This window comes from Paraburkholderia caffeinilytica (genome assembly GCF_051027425.1).
Lineage (GTDB): Bacteria > Pseudomonadota > Gammaproteobacteria > Burkholderiales > Burkholderiaceae > Paraburkholderia > Paraburkholderia caffeinilytica_A.
In genome coordinates this window covers 3,552,982-3,568,653 of the sequence record NZ_CP186553.1, presented here as the reverse complement: position 1 = coordinate 3,568,653, position 15,672 = coordinate 3,552,982, and the positions used below count along the sequence as shown (strand labels likewise).

The following is a 15,672-nucleotide window of genomic DNA, read 5'->3' as shown; positions in this document are numbered from 1 at the left end:
TGCGCGGCGTGCGCTTAAGCGGCGCGCGTCGGTTTTTTCTTCAACGCAGTCTGCTCGATCACACGCGCGAGCGTGTCGAATGCCGGACCGATCTTCTCGTTCGCCACGCAGGCGTATCCCAACAACAGTCCCCGTCGTGCGGGCGTTTCGCTGCTGTAGTAGGCAGCGAGCGGCCGTACGATTACACCGGCATCGTAAGCCGCGGCCGTGACCGCGCGATCGTCGGCATGGTCGGGCAAGCCGAGCACCAGATGCAGGCCGGCCTCGTCGCCCATTACCGGGAGTTCATCGCCGAAACGCGCGGTGATCGCGTCGATCAGAATCTGCCGGCGCTCGCCGTAGAGCGCTCGCATACGGCGAACATGCGACGTGAGATGGCCGTCCATGATGAAATCGGTCATCACGGCCTGCTGCATTAACTGCCCCTCGCGATACAACTCGGCCACACCCGTGCGGAACGTATCGACCAGATGCTCCGGCGCGATCATGTAGCCGATCCGCAAACCCGGGAACAGCATCTTGCCCAGACTACCTACGTAGATCACCTGGCCGGCGTCGTCGAGACCTTGCAGCGATGCCAGCGGACGGCTGCCGTAGCGGAACTCGCTGTCGTAGTCGTCCTCAATGATCCAGACGTTATGCTGGCGCGCGTATTCGAGCAGCGTGCGGCGGCGCGCGAGACTCATCACCATGCCGAGGGGATATTGATGCGATGGCGTGACGAGTGCGAGGCGCGGTGGTTGTTGCAAATCCTGTTCGCGTGGGTTGAGACCTTCGTCATCAACCGGAACGGGTACCAGCGTAATCCCTGAGGATTGCAGCACGCTGCGCGCCCCCCAATAGCACGGCTCTTCCACCCACGCGCGATCGCCGACGTCGGTCAATAAACGCACGGCCAGATCGATCGACTGATGAATGCCCGTCGTGATGATGATCTGATCGGGCGTGCAATTCACCGAGCGCGCGACCCGCAGGTAATCGGACAATGCGCGCCTTAACGGCCGATAGCCGCCGCCGGGCGCATAGGTCAGCAGATCGGGATTGGCTTCCTTCCACAATCTTGCCTGCAAGCGGCTCCATGTGCGCGCGGGAAATTCAGCGACGTCGGGTACGCCCGGCATGAACGCGCCCCATTGCTTCGCTGACACGCCGGCCTGATCGATCAACCTCCGTCCGCGCGCGGAGAGGTCGCCGAGATCGCGCTTTGGCGGTGTCACGGCCTCCGCGGCCGGATTGCCGCCTGCATCGACGCTCGCCATCAACGGCTTCTTGCGCGTATTCACCGCAGCGCTGTCCGGCCGCGTGTCGGCGACATAGGTGCCGCTGCCGGTGGTCGAGATCACATAGCCTTCGGCGGTCAACTGATCGTAGACGTGCAGCACCGTATTGCGCGCGATGCCGAGGTCTTCGGCGAGCGTGCGCGAGCTCGGCAGCTTGGTGCCGGGTGGCAACTGGCCGGTCAGGATGGCCTGCTGCATCAGCCGTAGCGTCTGTCTGTAGACCGGTTCGGCGGCGGCGCGGTCGAGCCGTGCGGCAAGCCAATCCGACAGGATCACGGTGTCCAAGTGGTTCTATCCGGAATAATGAAATGGTTCCATATTGTAGAACCGTAAGGGACTATAGTGAGCCACGTAATTAATGCTACCCCGCTGTTTTGCAGGGGAAGTCAGCCGGACCGCAGAGGAGATGAAGCGATGAAAACCGATGACGTGATCGTCAGCTTTCGAGGTGTGCGCAAGACGTACGACGGCGAAACGCTGGTCGTCAAGCAACTCGATCTGGATATTTACCAGGGCGAATTTCTGACGCTCCTCGGACCTTCGGGATCAGGGAAAACCACATGTCTGATGATGCTGGCGGGCTTTGAATTTCCCACCGGCGGCGAGATCTGGCTCGATGGCACGCTGCTCAATACCGTGCCGCCGCATAAGCGCAACATCGGCATGGTGTTTCAGAACTACGCGCTGTTTCCGCATCTGACGGTCGAGCAGAACGTGGCGTATCCGCTTACCGTGCGCAAACTCTCTGCCGAGGAACGCGCGCATCGCACCCATAACGCACTGAAGATGGTGCGCATGGAGAGCTTCGCGAAGCGGTATCCGGCGCAACTTTCCGGTGGTCAGCAGCAACGTATCGCGTTGGCGCGGGCACTCGTGTTCGAGCCGAAGCTCGTGCTGATGGACGAGCCGCTCGGCGCGCTCGACAAACAGTTGCGCGAACACATGCAGTACGAACTTAAATCATTGCACGAGAAGCTCGGCGTGACCTTTGTGTACGTTACGCATGATCAGGGTGAAGCGCTCACCATGTCCGATCGCGTTGCCGTGTTCGATAAGGGCATCGTGCAGCAACTCGATACCGTGGACCGTCTGTACGAATCGCCGTGCAACGAGTTCGTCGCGAACTTCATCGGCGATAGCAACAAGCTGCGCGGGACGATCGCGAACGTCGACGGCGACTACTGCGAATTTCATCTGACTGACGGCACGCGGCTCACAGGACGTAATATCGGCGGCGCACGGGCGGGTACGCCGGCGATCGCTTGCATTCGGCCCGAGCGCATGAAGCTTGCCAATGGCGCGTCACGGCCTGGCGCCAATGCGCTGAGCGGCGAAGCGCGCGGGCTGATTTATTTCGGCGACCACGTGCGCATGCGCTGTGGCCTGCCGGAACAGGACGAGTGCTTCGTCAAGGTGCCGCTCGGCACCGATGCACTCGGTACCTTTGCGCCTGGTGCACCGGTCGCGCTGGAGTTTGCGCCCGAGCATCTGCGGGTATTTGCAGGGGCGTGAGGTTGCGTGAGGCGTGAGCAGGTCAATGCAGGAAAACAGGCAGTCCACGTAAGCAGCACATAACAAGTCGCACTGTATCTAGCTGAAAGTTGAAAGCACACCACCAAAGGAGAGCAACACACCATGAGCAAGATCGGGAAATCGCGCTGCGCCATCGCTGTCGGTGCTGTGGCGCTCGCGCTGGGCGCAGCGCAGGTTAATGCAGCTGAACTGACGGTTGTTAATTTTGGCGGCGCGAATGGCGACGCGCAGAAAGTCGCGTTCAACCAGCCGTTCGAATCGCAGACCAGCAACAAGGTGACCGCCGTCGAATACAACGGTGAGCAAGCCAAAATTAAAGCGATGGTCGAAGCGAAGCACGTGAATTGGGACGTGGTGGAAGTCGAATCGGGCGACATCGGCCGCGGCTGTGACGAAGGGTTATTCGAGAAACTCGACTGGTCGAAAATCGCCAAGAAGTCGGATCTGATTCCGGAAGCACCGCAAACCTGCGGCGTCGGCTTTTTCGTGTGGTCGACGGCACTCGCTTATAACGCAGACAAACTCAAAACCGCGCCGACCGGCTGGGCCGATTTCTGGGACGTGAAGAAATTCCCGGGCAAGCGCGCGATGCGCAAGGGCGCGCGTTACAACCTCGAATTCGCACTGATGGCCGACGGCGTGCCGCCGAAGGACGTCTACAAGGTGCTCGCCACCAAGGAAGGCCAGGACCGCGCGTTCAAGAAGCTCGACGAACTGAAGCCGAATATCCAGTGGTGGGAAGCGGGTGCGCAGCCGCCGCAATTCCTCGTGGCGGGCGACGTGGTGATGTCTACCGCGTACAACGGCCGTATCGATGCCGCGCAGCGGGAAGGCAAGAACCTCAAGGTCGTGTGGAACGGCAGTATCTACGATCTCGACTACTGGGCGATTCCGAAGGGCACGCCGAACAAGGCGCTGGCCGAGAAGTACATCGCCTATTCGCTGTCGTCGAAGCCTCAGCAGGACTACGCGCATAACATCGCGTACGGTCCGGTGAGCGTAGCAGCCATCAAGTCACTCGATGCGAAGACGCTCGCGAATCTGCCGAATTCGCCGGCCAATGGTAAGAACGCGGTGCTGCAGAATCTGTCGTTCTGGACAGATCATGGCGATGAACTGGAGCAACGTTTTTCGTCGTGGGCTTCGAAGTAATTAGGCGGGTGTGAGAGGGTGCGGCTTTTCCTGTTGGTGAAGCCGCATCGTATCGATGCTATGAAATGCAAGCGCATGTGTGTTCGCGATGTGGGCGGATGCATGGGATCGGAGTAAGCGCTAAAGCGCCAACTCCGAATCGACAGCTTTGCATGGGATCGGAGTAAGCGCTAAAGCGCTAACTCCGAATCGACAGGGGACGGGTGTGACTACGATGACGATCGCCGCTGATTCGACGCCTGAGTCGAGCGCTCGGCTCAAGCGGGAACTGAAGGCCGCGGAAGCGAAGAAGCGCGCGATGGCGCTATTGCTGATTGCGCCACTCGCGATTTTCCTACTGCTGATTTTTGTCGTGCCGATTGGTGCGCTGCTGACGCGCGCCGCGCAAAATCCGGAAGTGGTCAATGCGTTGCCACATACGCTGAATGCGTTGAGCGCCTGGGATCGCAAGACGCCGCCTCCGGATGCTGCTTATGCTGCATTGGCCGTGGACCTCGCCGCGGTCGCCGATAGCGACGGTATGGGTGCGTTGGCACGCCGCCTGAACGTTGAAATTCCCGGCTACCGCTCACTGGTAGCGAAGTCGGCGCGTGCGATGCCGTTCGTCGACGACGACAGCAAGCCACTGAACCTCACGCCTGCCCAGATCCACGCGAAGTTCGTCGAACTCGACGAGCGCTGGAATGACATCACGTATTGGCAGGCGATTGCCAAGAATTCTGGTGCGTATTCGCCGTTTTACCTGTTGGCTTCGTTGGACCATAAGCAGGACGCGTTCGGCCACATTATTCCGACCGACCCCGACCAGCAGATCTATCTCGCCGTATTCAGCCGCACGTTTGTGATCGGCGCAGCCGTGACATTTTTTGCGCTGCTGCTCGGCTATCCACTCGCTTACTGGATTTCCACGCTCTCCGACCGTCGCGCGAATCTGGTGATGATTCTCGTACTGATTCCGTTCTGGACATCGATTCTCGTGCGCGTCGCGGCGTGGATCGTGATTTTGCAGAGCGAAGGGCTGGTGAACAAAGCATTGATTGCGAGCGGGCTCCTGCATGATCCGTTGTCGCTGCTGTTCAATCGCACCGGCGTGTACATTTCGATGACACACATTCTGCTGCCGTTCATGATCCTGCCGCTGTACAGCGTGATGAAGTCGATCCCGCCGACGTATCAACGTGCCGCGATTTCGCTCGGCAGCCATCCGTTTGCCGCGTTCTGGCGCGTGTATGTGCCACAGACTTATCCGGGCATCGGCGCGGGCGCATTGCTCGTGTTCATTCTGGCGATTGGTTACTACATCACACCGGCATTGCTTGGCGGACCTGGCGATCAGATGGTCAGTTATTACGTCGCGTACTTTACCAACGTGACGATCAACTGGGGCATGGCGTGTGCGCTAGGCGGTCTTCTGCTTGCCGCGACGCTCGTGTTGTATGTCATCTACGGGCGCTTCACGCGTTCGTCACTGAGCCTTGGCTGATTGCCTGACCGGAGCTTACTCGCGATGAAACTTGCCAAGCCTTTGTTTGCACCGCACACGTCGGTGGTCGAGCGCGTGTGGTATTTCGCGCTGCGTGCGCTTGCCGTGCTAACGCTGTTGTATCTGATTTTGCCGGTGCTGGCGATCGTGCCGCTGTCGTTTTCGTCGAGCACGTTTCTGGTCTATCCGATTCCGGGCTGGTCGCTGCGCTGGTATCAAAACCTGGTTGCATCCGATGAATGGCGCATGGCGGCGAAGAACAGCTTTATCGTGGCGCCGTCGGCGACTGTGGTTGCCACCGTACTCGGCACTTTGGCCGCGATCGGCCTGACCAAAGCGAACTTCCGCGGCAAGGCGCTGCTGATGGCGATTCTGATTTCGCCGATGATCGTGCCGGTGGTGGTGGTCGGCGTCGGCATGTATCTGTTCTTTGCGCCGCTCGGATTGGCGAATACCTATATCGGGCTGATTCTCGCGCATGCTTCGCTTGGTGTGCCGTTCGTGGTGACGACAGTGGTGGCGACGTTGCAAGGCTTCAACTACAACCTGGTGCGTGCGAGTTTGTCGCTGGGCGCGAACCCGGTGAAGACGTTTTTCCGCATCACCTTGCCGGTAATTGCGCCGGGTGTGATTTCAGGTGCGCTGTTCGCGTTCGCGACGTCGTTTGACGAAGTGGTCGTGACACTGTTCCTCGCCGGCGCGGATCAGACGACGCTGCCACGACAAATGTTCACCGGCATCCGCGAAAACATCAGCCCGACGATTGCCGCTCTGGCGACGATTCTGATCGTGTTTTCCACTTGCCTGCTGTTAGCACTCGAATGGCTGCGGGGACGGAATGCGGCTCGGGCAGTGAAGAGTTAAATCTGAACGGTAGGGCATCTGTTGTGAAAAACGAATGTCGGCGCCGCAAGTTTCCGACGACATTCTAGGAATGTTCCCATTCCCTGCGTGTATGCGTCTCTTCATACTCCGAACGTTCTCAAAGAAGATGCGTTCGACGCAGAAAATCAATGAAATTCCAACTGACGGTACTCGCGTTTGCGCTGGCTTTGTCGGGCTGCGCAGACCACACCGCGCGTGAACGGCTGGGTATCGAAGATGCTACCGTACTGGCAAAGGGCATCGGCGCCTCGCAGGACGACGCAGCAGGTGCGGTCAATCGGCAATGGATAGACACCTACGCACCGATTGTGAGCGACAAGACCGTGAGCACCTACAAGAGCCGCATCCAGGAAAAACTGGGGCTTTCTTCGTTGGCTGCATTGATCGAATTTGCTTCATTGCATCGGCTGATCGACTGAGTTTGCGGGCTATGAATAAAATGAGCCTGCCTGGTTCTTCCTCGGGCGTGCGTCGTCGCGCGCAGCGTTACGCTCACAGTTTCTCCCACAACGCGGGACTCGCTTCGATCCGCTTCGCGACGGCATTGGGTTGTCTCTGCGCATTTGTACTGCTGTGCACGCTGTCGATACGCGCCAACGCGGCACCGTTAATCGAAGGCATGCCGCGCGCCACGCTGCACGTCGACGATTCACGTCTGGCCACAGCACTGTCTGCACGCGACGCAATGGGGCAAACCGCGCATCCCGCCACCAACGTTCGTTCGAGCGGCGAAGCTGTTGCCAGCGCCCCTTTTGTGCTCGTCCCAAGTGGCGGCGGCCATTCCGCGGGTCAAGCGGTAGCGGGTGCACATGATGCCGCGATCGAGCGGCAAACGTGGCTATTGGCGCTTGCAGCTCCGGCAGTCGTTGCGCTTGCTGGCGCATGCCTGTCCCACGCTGCACTGAGGCGCGCCGCTGAGAAGCAGCAATACGTAGAGGGAGAGTGGAAACGCCGTTGCGATGCAGCCGAAGCGCGTGAGCAAGCCGCACGCGTCGCGGCATCAGCCCAGGCGAGTGCCGCTGCGAAGCAGGATCGACCTTGGCCGCCTGGCATGATGCGGCTCTATGCGGAAGCTCCATTGACCGCCGTAGCAGGGCTGCTTGAATCGCTTGAGACGGCGAGCACCCCGTCCGCCCAACGTGCGCAGATGCAGGTGATCCAGTCCGCGGTACGCACGTGGTCCCAAACGCTTCGCGACTTACTGGACGCTTCACCACTGGAGGCGCGCGCCTTTGTGCTCGACGAGAGCGTGACGAATCTGCGCGAGCTCGTCGACGGCGTCATTGCGCTGGTGTCTCCGAGTGCCGCTCAGCGAGGCTTGCGCTTGAATTCCAGCATTGACCAAACGGTCGCCGAGTGGATTCTTGCTGATAGCGCCAGGCTCGGTCAGATTTTCTTCCATCTGCTAAGCCGCACGGTTCAACTCAGCACGCGTGGAGAGATTGCGCTGGTTGTGCGGGCAGAGCCGCTGAATTCTGGCTCACAGCGTATTTTTATCAGCGTGGCGAATGTCGGTGCGGAAGAAGCGCCTACCACTCAACTGCAACTTTTCGGACCGAGTGCCGATGATCCGCTTGGAGATAAGTGGTTTGGTGACGCCGATGCTTGCTTGCCGCTCTGTCAGATACTCACGCAGCGCATGCAAGGGGAGCTTTCCGTTGCCAGCGGCTCGGGTTTCGGCAGCCGTGCGAGCTTCAGTGCACCAGTCACCGTCGACCAATGGCGGTCAGCCGCAGGACCGGCTAATCATGCGCAGGCACCTTTGTTCGCCGAGGTCGCACAGTCACAGGAAGCTGCCGAGAGTGCCTTGCGCGAACCCTTTGAACGTCGCTATCTCGATGCACTGTCCGAGGAAGGTATCAATATCCACACGTTTCTGGGCGGCTGGCGTCATTCGATGGACGACGACCTGAAGCGCCTGAGCGACGTGAGTCACAACCGCGACCGTGACGGGCAGAGCACCTTGTTGCACAGATTGAGCGGAGCCGTGGGCCTCGTTGGCGCGCATAGTCTGATGGACGCGTTGCAGCGCGCGAGCGCCACGTCACAGGAACTCGAAACCGGTGCGATTGACGTGCTCGCGGGGCGGGCCCGGACCCTGATCACGCAATTGGACGCAGAGATCGCCCCATACGGGAGCACCACAAGATGACCCACCCGCTGGCCCTGATCGAAGGTGATCTGGCGTTTCCGAAGCCGCGACCGTTCGACGGCTTGCCGCCGCCTTTCGGCTCGCGACGAGGCGCGGCACGAAACATGGAGCAGCGCGAACCGCCGTTCGCAGCACAAACCGCAGCGCAACAGGCGATTCAGGACGCGGTACAACGCAAGTCCCAACCGGAGCGGACGGGTCTGCTTCCTCCGGGCGTGAAGCACGTTCTGTTCTGGAAGGCGCCGCCGCAACGCCCGAATCCCTATCGCTTCGATGCCGAGTTGGCTGAAGCGAAGCGCTACCTCGAGATGGGCAATCGCCAGCAGCGCTCGTCACGCTCTGATCACGTGCTCGCTGCGTCGATTTTCGCTGGCTGTAGCATCGCGCTCACGTGGTTGTTGGTCACATGCTCGATGAAGGACGCGGAGAAGGCGAAATCAGTGTTCGTGTCGCAGCCGATTCTGTCGGCTGTGACTCCGCGCAGCGATCATCCGAAGTCGGCCGCAACAACGGTGGTTGCGGATACACAGACAGCGGCCAGGGTCGAAAAGAGGCCGCCGCAATCCGCTTCTGGAACTGCGAGGATGGTACCGGCGAAGGCCGCTCCGACCTCTCAAGCGGCGCCTAAGCACATCACCCAAATCGTGCCAAGGCAGGCCACGCAAATGGCACCCCACACGGACGGCAGGCTTAAGCGGCCAGCAAACGCCGTGAAACGAACCAGAATGGCGCGCTTGAACGGCGCCCAGGTCAACGAACGCGTCGCCTTGAGCCGCGCCGTTGGTCCGGCAACGCGGCCTTCCGCATCGAACCAGCCGGAATGGACCGCACGTCCGTCGGCCGACGGCGACACCTTCGATAAGGCGGCATTGCTCAAATGGGCTGCGCAACAGCGACGCGGCACTGTCACCATGCGCGCCACGGTCCCGGCATCGGGTGACACCGACTGGAACGCCCGTATAACCCAGCGCCGGATCACTGACAACCCCGAAGCCTTCCGCGCAGGCTCAGGCACGCCGCAGAAATAAAAAAAGCCCGGCCAACGGCCGGGCTTCTAAAGTCGGCTGCGTCCTCCACAGGACGCAGCCCCTGCAAAACAGCTCGCAGTTACTGCATGCGTAAGCGAATACCTTAAGCAGCCAGCAGCGAACGCAGCACGAACGGCAGAATCCCGCCGTGCTTGTAGTAGTCGACTTCGATCGGCGTATCGATGCGCAGCAGAACCTGCACGCGCTTCTCCTTACCGTCCTTGCCGCGAATCACCAGCGTCACTTCCTGTTGCGGCTTGAAGTCGTTGCCCAGGCCTTCGACGTCGAACGTTTCTTCGCCGGTAATACCGAGCGATTGCACGCTGTCCGAGCCCTTGAACTGCAGCGGCAGAACGCCCATGCCGACCAGGTTCGAACGGTGAATCCGCTCGAAGCTGCGTGCGACCACAGCCTTCACGCCCAGCAGTTGCGTACCCTTCGCAGCCCAGTCACGCGACGAGCCCGTGCCGTACTCTTCGCCCGCGAACACAACAGTCGGCGTGCCGGCGTCGATGTACTTCATCGCTGCGTCATAGATCGACTCCTGTTCGCCGCTCGGCTGATGAATCGTCAGGCCGCCTTCCACGCGCGTGCCGTCTGCCTTCGCCGGGATCATCAGGTTCTTGATCCGGACGTTGGCGAACGTGCCGCGCATCATCACGTCGTGGTTACCGCGGCGCGAGCCGTAGCTGTTGAAGTCGGCCTTCTGCACGCCGTTCGCCTTCAGCCACTTGCCTGCCGGCGAGTCTTCCTTGATCGAGCCAGCCGGGCTGATGTGGTCGGTCGTGACCGAGTCACCGAAAATGCCCAGTGCGCGCGCGTTCTTGACGGCAGGGATGCTGTCAGCCGGCGTCATCGAGAAGTCATTGCCGAAGAACGGCGGCTCAGCGATGTAGGTCGACTTCGGCCAGTCGTAGACTTGACCTTCTTCGCCTTCGATCTTGCTCCACAGGTCGCCCTTCTTGGTGAGCTGCGAGTAGTTCTTGCGGAACGCATCTGCGTCCAGTGCGAACTTGAGCAGCGCGTCGACTTCTTCGCTGGTCGGCCAGATGTCGCCCAGGTAGATGTCCTTGCCGCCCTTGCCCTTGCCGACCGGTTCGGTCATCAGGTCGCGCGTGATGTTGCCGGCGATCGCGTAAGCGACGACCAGCGGCGGCGAGGCCAGGAAGTTGGCGCGGATGTTCGGGTGAATACGCGCTTCGAAGTTACGGTTGCCCGACAGAACCGCTGCCGCGACGATGTCGTTCTTCGTGATCGCTTCGTTCAGTTCCGGCGTCAGGTCGCCCGCGTTACCGATACAGGTCGTGCAACCGTAAGCGGCCAGCGTGAAGCCGAGCTTGTCGAGGTACTTCAGCAGGTCGGTCTTCGTCAGGTATTCCGTGACGATGCGCGATCCCGGAGCCAGCGAGGTCTTGATGTGCGGAGCGACCGTCAGACCGGCTTCAACCGCCTTCTTCGCCAGCAGACCGGCGGCCAGCAGCACGCTCGGGTTCGACGTGTTCGTGCACGACGTGATGGCGGCGATCAGGATGTCGCCGTTCTTCACGTCGACGCCGTTGCTCGTCGTGTATTGCGCGTCCAGATCGGCTTCCTTCTTCGCAAAGCCGTTTTCTGCCACCGGCTTCGAGAACAGGCTGCTGAAGGTCGACTTCACATGACCGATTTCGATACGGTCTTGCGGGCGCTTCGGACCTGCCAGCGACGGCGTCACCGTGCCGAGATCCAGCGTGACGACCTTGGTGTAGTCGATCTGGCCAGCCTTCGGAATACCGAACAGACCCTGCGCCTTGAAGTAGTTTTCGAAGGCGGAGATTTCTGCGTCGGTGCGGCCCGTGCCCTTGAAGTAGTCGATGGTTTTTTCGTCGACCGGGAAGAAGCCCATGGTTGCGCCGTATTCCGGCGCCATGTTGCCGATCGTTGCGCGATCCGGCAGCGACAGCGACTTCGTGCCTTCGCCGAAGAACTCGACGAACTTGCCGACAACCTTTTCCTTACGCAGCAGTTCGGTGACGGTCAGGACCAGGTCGGTCGCCGTCAGGCCTTCGCGCAGCTTGCCCTTCAGTTCGACGCCCACCACGTCCGGCGTCAGGAAGTACACCGGCTGGCCGAGCATGCCGGCTTCAGCTTCGATACCGCCCACGCCCCAGCCCACCACACCGATACCGTTGATCATGGTGGTGTGGCTGTCCGTGCCGACCAGCGAATCCGGGTAGTACACGGTGTCCGCGCCTTCGGCCTTCTTGTGCACGCCGCGTGCGAGGTATTCCAGGTTCACCTGGTGAACGATACCCACGCCCGGCGGCACGACCTTGAACGTGTCGAATGCCTGCATGCCCCACTTCATGAACTGGTAGCGCTCGTTGTTGCGCTGGAATTCCAGTTTCATGTTCAGATCGAGCGCGTTCTTCTCACGGAAGTGATCGATCTGCACCGAGTGGTCGACCACCAGATCGACCGGGACCAGCGGTTCGATCGACTTCGGGTTCTTGCCGACACGCTGCGCGACACCGCGCATTGCAGCGATGTCGGCGAGCAGCGGCACGCCGGTAAAGTCTTGCAGCACGACGCGCGACACGACGAACGGGATTTCGTCGACGCGTGCAGCGTTCGGCTTCCAGTTCGCGAGTTGCTCGATGTGTTCTTCGGCGATCTTCTTGCCGTCGTAGTTACGCAGCACCGATTCCAGCACGATACGGATCGAAACCGGCAGGCGGTCGATCTTGATGTTCAGTGCCTTGCCGAGTTGCGGCAGGGAGTAGAACTTGCCTTTGCCGGAACCGCTGTCGAATTCCTTGAGCGTTTTGTGGAGGTTGTGGGCCATGGTGTTTTCCTTGGTTTGATCGCGGAACTACAGTACTTAACTTGACTAGATGACGTACAGATCGACGTATTCATTGACCGGCATGGCTTCGAGCCTTGCCTGATCCAGCGACACGTCGAGGATCGCCAGTTGTTGCTTGACCGGAAAGCGGCGCGCGAGGTTGGTCTTGAACTTCTCGACCAGCAACGGAATCCCGTCTTCGCGACGACGCTTATGACCGATCGGGTATTCGACTACAACTTCGTCGAATGTCGACCCATCGTTGAATTCGACCGTCAGTGCATTGGCGATCGAACGCTTCTCCGGATCGTGGTAATCCTTCGTGAACTGCGCGTCTTCGACACATTCCATCCTGGCGCGCAGCACATCGATACGCGCGTCCTGCGCGATCGAATCTTCATAATCCGCGGCCGTCAGGCGGCCATGGATCAACGGCACGGCGATCATGTACTGAATGCAATGATCGCGGTCGGCCGGATTGTTCAGGGGGCCTTTCTTGTCGATGATACGGATTGCGGCTTCGTGTGTGCGAACTGTGATCTTCTTGATGTCTTCCACTCGCTTGCCTGCGGCGTTGAGTTGCGCATGCAGCGTCATGGCGGCTTCCACCGCCGTCTGCGCGTGGAATTCTGCCGGAAACGAAATTTTGAAGAGCACGTTTTCCATCACGTACGAGCCGTACGGGCGCTGGAACCTGAACGCGTTGCCCTTGAACAGGACATCGTAGAAGCCCCACGTCTTCGCGGTCAGCACCGACGGATAGCCCATCTCGCCGGTCTTCGCGATCAGCGCGAGCCGTACGGCGCGCGACGTCGCATCGCCCGCGGCCCATGATTTGCGCGAGCCGGTATTCGGTGCATGGCGGTAAGTGCGCAACGCATGTCCATCGACAAACGTCTGCGAGACCGCGTTGATCAACTCGTCGCGCGTCAAACCGATCAGTTGGCCGACCACCGCGGTGGAAGCCAGCTTCACCAGCAGCACATGATCGAGCCCAACCTTGTTGAACGAGTTTTCGAGCGCGATACAGCCTTGAATTTCGTGCGCCTTGATCATGCCGATCAAAACGTCTTTCATCGTCAGCGGCTGTTTGCCCGCCGCGACGGCACTGCGCGAGAGCCAGTCGGCCGTGGCCAGAATCCCGCCGAGGTTATCCGACGGATGACCCCATTCAGCAGCCAGCCAGGTGTCGTTGAAGTCCAGCCAGCGGATCATTGCGCCGATATTGAAGGCGGCCTGAACCGGGTCCAGCTGGAACGACGTGCCCGGCACCTTCGCGCCGTTGGGGACGATCGTGCCGGGCACGATCGGTCCCATCAGCTTGGTGCAGGCCGGGTAGGTCAGTGCCTCGAGTCCGCAGCCGAGCGTATCGATCAGGCAGTTACGCGCGGTATCCAGCGCGAGCGTGCTGTCGATCGGGAATTCCAGTACGTAATCGACGATATCGACCAGGACGGAGTCCGGGTCGGGTCGCACGTTGGAAATCGGAGCGGACATCGGGGCGCTTTCCTGATGTAACGGATCAGTTGGTCTTGTTGATCGCGTTCGATTGCGTCGGAGCCGGTGCGCCTTGCACCATCTCTGCCGTCTTGCACTCGTCGGCCAGACGCGAGCTGTCCTTATCCGAGAACAACATCGCCTTCGTCGGGATCACGACGAGATCCATACCCGTTGCTGCGTCGTGGAAGCGGTCTGCGCCCGTGGTGGTCGCTTCGCGCGGCAGGTTGTAGTTTTTGTTCGCCCAGTGAACCGTAACGATCTGGTCACGCTTCATGTCGCCCTTCAGGTCGAAGGCCAGACCTTCGTTGCACGACCACTTTACCGAACCGTCCGGAACCGGATCGACCTTCGCTTCCTTGGCCGGATTGGCCTTGCGCTTGATCAGGCGTTTCGGTTGCGGGCGCTTCGCCACAGCCTTGGCAGCCGGCTTCGTGGCGGTGGTCGCCGTTTGTGCGGCGGCGTCAGTCGCGACGGTCAGCATCGTCGTGGACAGGGCGCCAATCACGGCGGCGATCATCAGCTTTTTCATGGTGGAGAACCTTTCTATCTAATTTCAGTTGAACAGTACGCGGGCTACCGGTCCTGGCAACCGCGAGGGTTTAACTGCACGCGCTTTGAAAGCGCACAGCGACCGCTATTTTCTCCTATTTAGCGGCACGTACTTCAAATTCTCAGGACCGGTGTAATTCGCGCTCGGGCGAATGATCTTGTTGTCGATCCGCTGCTCGATAATGTGCGCACTCCAGCCTGCCGTGCGGGAGATCACGAACAGCGGCGTGAACATCGCCGTCGGCACACCCATCATGTGGTACGAAACCGCGCTGAACCAGTCGAGATTTGGAAACATCTTTTTCGCATCTGCCATCACTGTTTCAAGTCGCTCGGCAATATTGAACAGTTTGGTGTTGCCCGCATCCTTCGACAGCTTCTTCGCGATTTCCTTGATGACCTTGTTGCGCGGGTCGGAGATCGTGTACACCGGGTGGCCGAAACCGATCACCACTTCCTTGTTCTCGACGCGCTTCCTGATATCGGCTTCGGCCTCGTCGGGCGTCTGGTAGCGCGACTGGATTTCGAACGCGACTTCGTTCGCGCCGCCGTGCTTCGGGCCGCGCAGCGCGCCGATTGCACCGGTAATCGCCGAGTAGATATCCGAGCCCGTGCCCGCGATCACACGGCCGGTGAAGGTCGACGCGTTGAATTCATGCTCGGCATACAGGTTCAGCGACACATGCATCGCATCGACCCATGCCTTCGACGGCTCCACGCCGTGCAGCAGATGCAGGAAGTGGCCGCCGATCGAATCGTCGTCGGTTTCGACCTCGATGCGCTTGCCGTTGTGCGAGTAGTGGTACCAGTACAGCAGCATTGAACCGAGCGAGGCCATCAGTTTGTCGGCAATGTCGCGTGCGCCCGGCAGGTTGTGGTCGTCTTTCTCCGGCAGCACGGTGCCCAGCACCGAGACGCCGGTGCGCATCACATCCATCGGATGAGCGGCGGCCGGAATCCATTCGAGCGCGGCCTTGACGTTTGCGGGCAGGCCGCGCAACGCCTTGAGCTTGGTCTTGTAAGCAGTTAGTTCAGCTTGCGTCGGCAACTTTTCGTGGACCAGCAGATACGCGATCTCTTCGAATTCGCAGGCACCGGCGATGTCGAGAATGTCGTAGCCGCGGTAGTGCAGATCGTTGCCGGTCTTGCCGACCGTGCACAGCGCGGTGTTGCCAGCCGTCACGCCGGACAGGGCGACAGATTTCTTCGGTTTGAAGCCGCTTTTAGGCTCGTTCTCGCCTTGTGCACCGGCGGTTTGCGTCGTCTCGCTCATCTCCCGCAATCTCCTT

General features: G+C 60.3%; 13 protein-coding genes. 7 read left to right on the top strand and 6 right to left on the bottom strand.

Annotated elements, in window-relative coordinates; genetic code table 11:
- Nucleotides 1-14 precede the first annotated feature (14 nt).
- Complete coding sequence (locus ACOSV0_RS36330; protein WP_434112843.1) at nt 15-1,565, bottom strand: PLP-dependent aminotransferase family protein; 1,551 nt, start codon at nt 1,563-1,565, stop codon at nt 15-17.
- Nucleotides 1,566-1,694: 129 nt separating this feature from the next.
- Here ACOSV0_RS36330 and ACOSV0_RS36325 point away from each other — a divergent pair, with 129 nt between their 5' ends.
- The 5 genes from ACOSV0_RS36325 to ACOSV0_RS36305 all read left to right on the top strand — a co-directional run bounded on the left by ACOSV0_RS36325 (nt 1,695) and on the right by ACOSV0_RS36305 (nt 6,752).
- Nucleotides 1,695-2,792 carry an ABC transporter ATP-binding protein gene (locus tag ACOSV0_RS36325; RefSeq protein WP_434112842.1) on the top strand — a complete coding sequence of 366 codons (1,098 nt, stop codon included), beginning with the start codon at nt 1,695-1,697 and terminating at the stop codon, nt 2,790-2,792.
- A 123-nt stretch (nt 2,793-2,915) separates the two neighbouring features.
- Complete coding sequence (locus ACOSV0_RS36320; protein WP_434112840.1) at nt 2,916-3,965, top strand: ABC transporter substrate-binding protein; 1,050 nt, start codon at nt 2,916-2,918, stop codon at nt 3,963-3,965.
- A 205-nt stretch (nt 3,966-4,170) separates the two neighbouring features.
- Entirely contained in the window at nt 4,171-5,448 is a 1,278-nt protein-coding gene (locus tag ACOSV0_RS36315; protein ID WP_434112838.1) for an ABC transporter permease, read from the top strand.
- A 24-nt stretch (nt 5,449-5,472) separates the two neighbouring features.
- The gene (locus ACOSV0_RS36310) at nt 5,473-6,312 is read left to right on the top strand and encodes an ABC transporter permease (RefSeq protein WP_434112836.1); all 840 of its coding nucleotides are present in this window, start codon (nt 5,473-5,475) and stop codon (nt 6,310-6,312) included.
- Nucleotides 6,313-6,461: 149 nt separating this feature from the next.
- The gene (locus ACOSV0_RS36305; protein ID WP_434112834.1) at nt 6,462-6,752 is read left to right on the top strand and encodes a LuxR C-terminal-related transcriptional regulator; all 291 of its coding nucleotides are present in this window, start codon (nt 6,462-6,464) and stop codon (nt 6,750-6,752) included.
- Nucleotides 6,753-6,825: 73 nt separating this feature from the next.
- Here the strand turns inward: ACOSV0_RS36305 and ACOSV0_RS36300 are convergent, their stop codons facing one another.
- Nucleotides 6,826-6,954: a hypothetical protein gene (locus ACOSV0_RS36300; RefSeq protein WP_434112832.1), complete on the bottom strand. Its 129-nt coding sequence runs from the start codon at nt 6,952-6,954 to the stop codon at nt 6,826-6,828.
- A gap of 430 nt (nt 6,955-7,384) precedes the next feature.
- Here ACOSV0_RS36300 and ACOSV0_RS36295 point away from each other — a divergent pair, with 430 nt between their 5' ends.
- Nucleotides 7,385-8,485 carry a sensor histidine kinase gene (locus ACOSV0_RS36295; RefSeq protein ID WP_434112830.1) on the top strand — a complete coding sequence of 367 codons (1,101 nt, stop codon included), beginning with the start codon at nt 7,385-7,387 and terminating at the stop codon, nt 8,483-8,485.
- Entirely contained in the window at nt 8,482-9,513 is a 1,032-nt protein-coding gene (locus tag ACOSV0_RS36290) for a hypothetical protein (protein ID WP_434112828.1), read from the top strand. The genes ACOSV0_RS36295 and ACOSV0_RS36290 overlap by 4 nt, the downstream gene beginning before the upstream one ends.
- 103 nt (nt 9,514-9,616) lie before the next feature.
- Here ACOSV0_RS36290 and acnA read toward each other — a convergent pair whose 3' ends face one another.
- From acnA to prpC, 4 genes are all read right to left on the bottom strand, one after another.
- Complete coding sequence (gene acnA, locus ACOSV0_RS36285) at nt 9,617-12,334, bottom strand: aconitate hydratase AcnA (protein ID WP_434112826.1); 2,718 nt, start codon at nt 12,332-12,334, stop codon at nt 9,617-9,619.
- Nucleotides 12,335-12,379: 45 nt separating this feature from the next.
- The gene (locus ACOSV0_RS36280) at nt 12,380-13,831 is read right to left on the bottom strand and encodes a bifunctional 2-methylcitrate dehydratase/aconitate hydratase (RefSeq protein WP_434112824.1); all 1,452 of its coding nucleotides are present in this window, start codon (nt 13,829-13,831) and stop codon (nt 12,380-12,382) included.
- 25 nt (nt 13,832-13,856) lie between these two features.
- Nucleotides 13,857-14,363 (bottom strand): hypothetical protein, encoded by a 507-nt coding sequence (locus ACOSV0_RS36275; RefSeq protein ID WP_434112822.1) that lies wholly within the window; start codon nt 14,361-14,363, stop codon nt 13,857-13,859.
- A 105-nt stretch (nt 14,364-14,468) separates the two neighbouring features.
- Nucleotides 14,469-15,656 (bottom strand): bifunctional 2-methylcitrate synthase/citrate synthase, encoded by a 1,188-nt coding sequence (prpC, locus tag ACOSV0_RS36270; RefSeq protein ID WP_434112820.1) that lies wholly within the window; start codon nt 15,654-15,656, stop codon nt 14,469-14,471.
- Between the last annotated feature and the right edge of the window lie 16 nt (nt 15,657-15,672).

Coding starts and splice junctions, on each gene's coding strand:
- ACOSV0_RS36295 (WP_434112830.1), top strand. CDS start 7,385: ATGATGCGGCTCTATGCGGAAGCTCCATTGACCGCCGTAGCAGGGCTG.
- acnA (WP_434112826.1), bottom strand. CDS start 12,334: ATGGCCCACAACCTCCACAAAACGCTCAAGGAATTCGACAGCGGTTCC.
- ACOSV0_RS36280 (WP_434112824.1), bottom strand. CDS start 13,831: ATGTCCGCTCCGATTTCCAACGTGCGACCCGACCCGGACTCCGTCCTG.
- ACOSV0_RS36325 (WP_434112842.1), top strand. CDS start 1,695: ATGAAAACCGATGACGTGATCGTCAGCTTTCGAGGTGTGCGCAAGACG.
- prpC (WP_434112820.1), bottom strand. CDS start 15,656: ATGAGCGAGACGACGCAAACCGCCGGTGCACAAGGCGAGAACGAGCCT.
- ACOSV0_RS36310 (WP_434112836.1), top strand. CDS start 5,473: ATGAAACTTGCCAAGCCTTTGTTTGCACCGCACACGTCGGTGGTCGAG.
- ACOSV0_RS36320 (WP_434112840.1), top strand. CDS start 2,916: ATGAGCAAGATCGGGAAATCGCGCTGCGCCATCGCTGTCGGTGCTGTG.
- ACOSV0_RS36300 (WP_434112832.1), bottom strand. CDS start 6,954: ATGCCTTCGATTAACGGTGCCGCGTTGGCGCGTATCGACAGCGTGCAC.
- ACOSV0_RS36305 (WP_434112834.1), top strand. CDS start 6,462: ATGAAATTCCAACTGACGGTACTCGCGTTTGCGCTGGCTTTGTCGGGC.
- ACOSV0_RS36275 (WP_434112822.1), bottom strand. CDS start 14,363: ATGAAAAAGCTGATGATCGCCGCCGTGATTGGCGCCCTGTCCACGACG.
- ACOSV0_RS36290 (WP_434112828.1), top strand. CDS start 8,482: ATGACCCACCCGCTGGCCCTGATCGAAGGTGATCTGGCGTTTCCGAAG.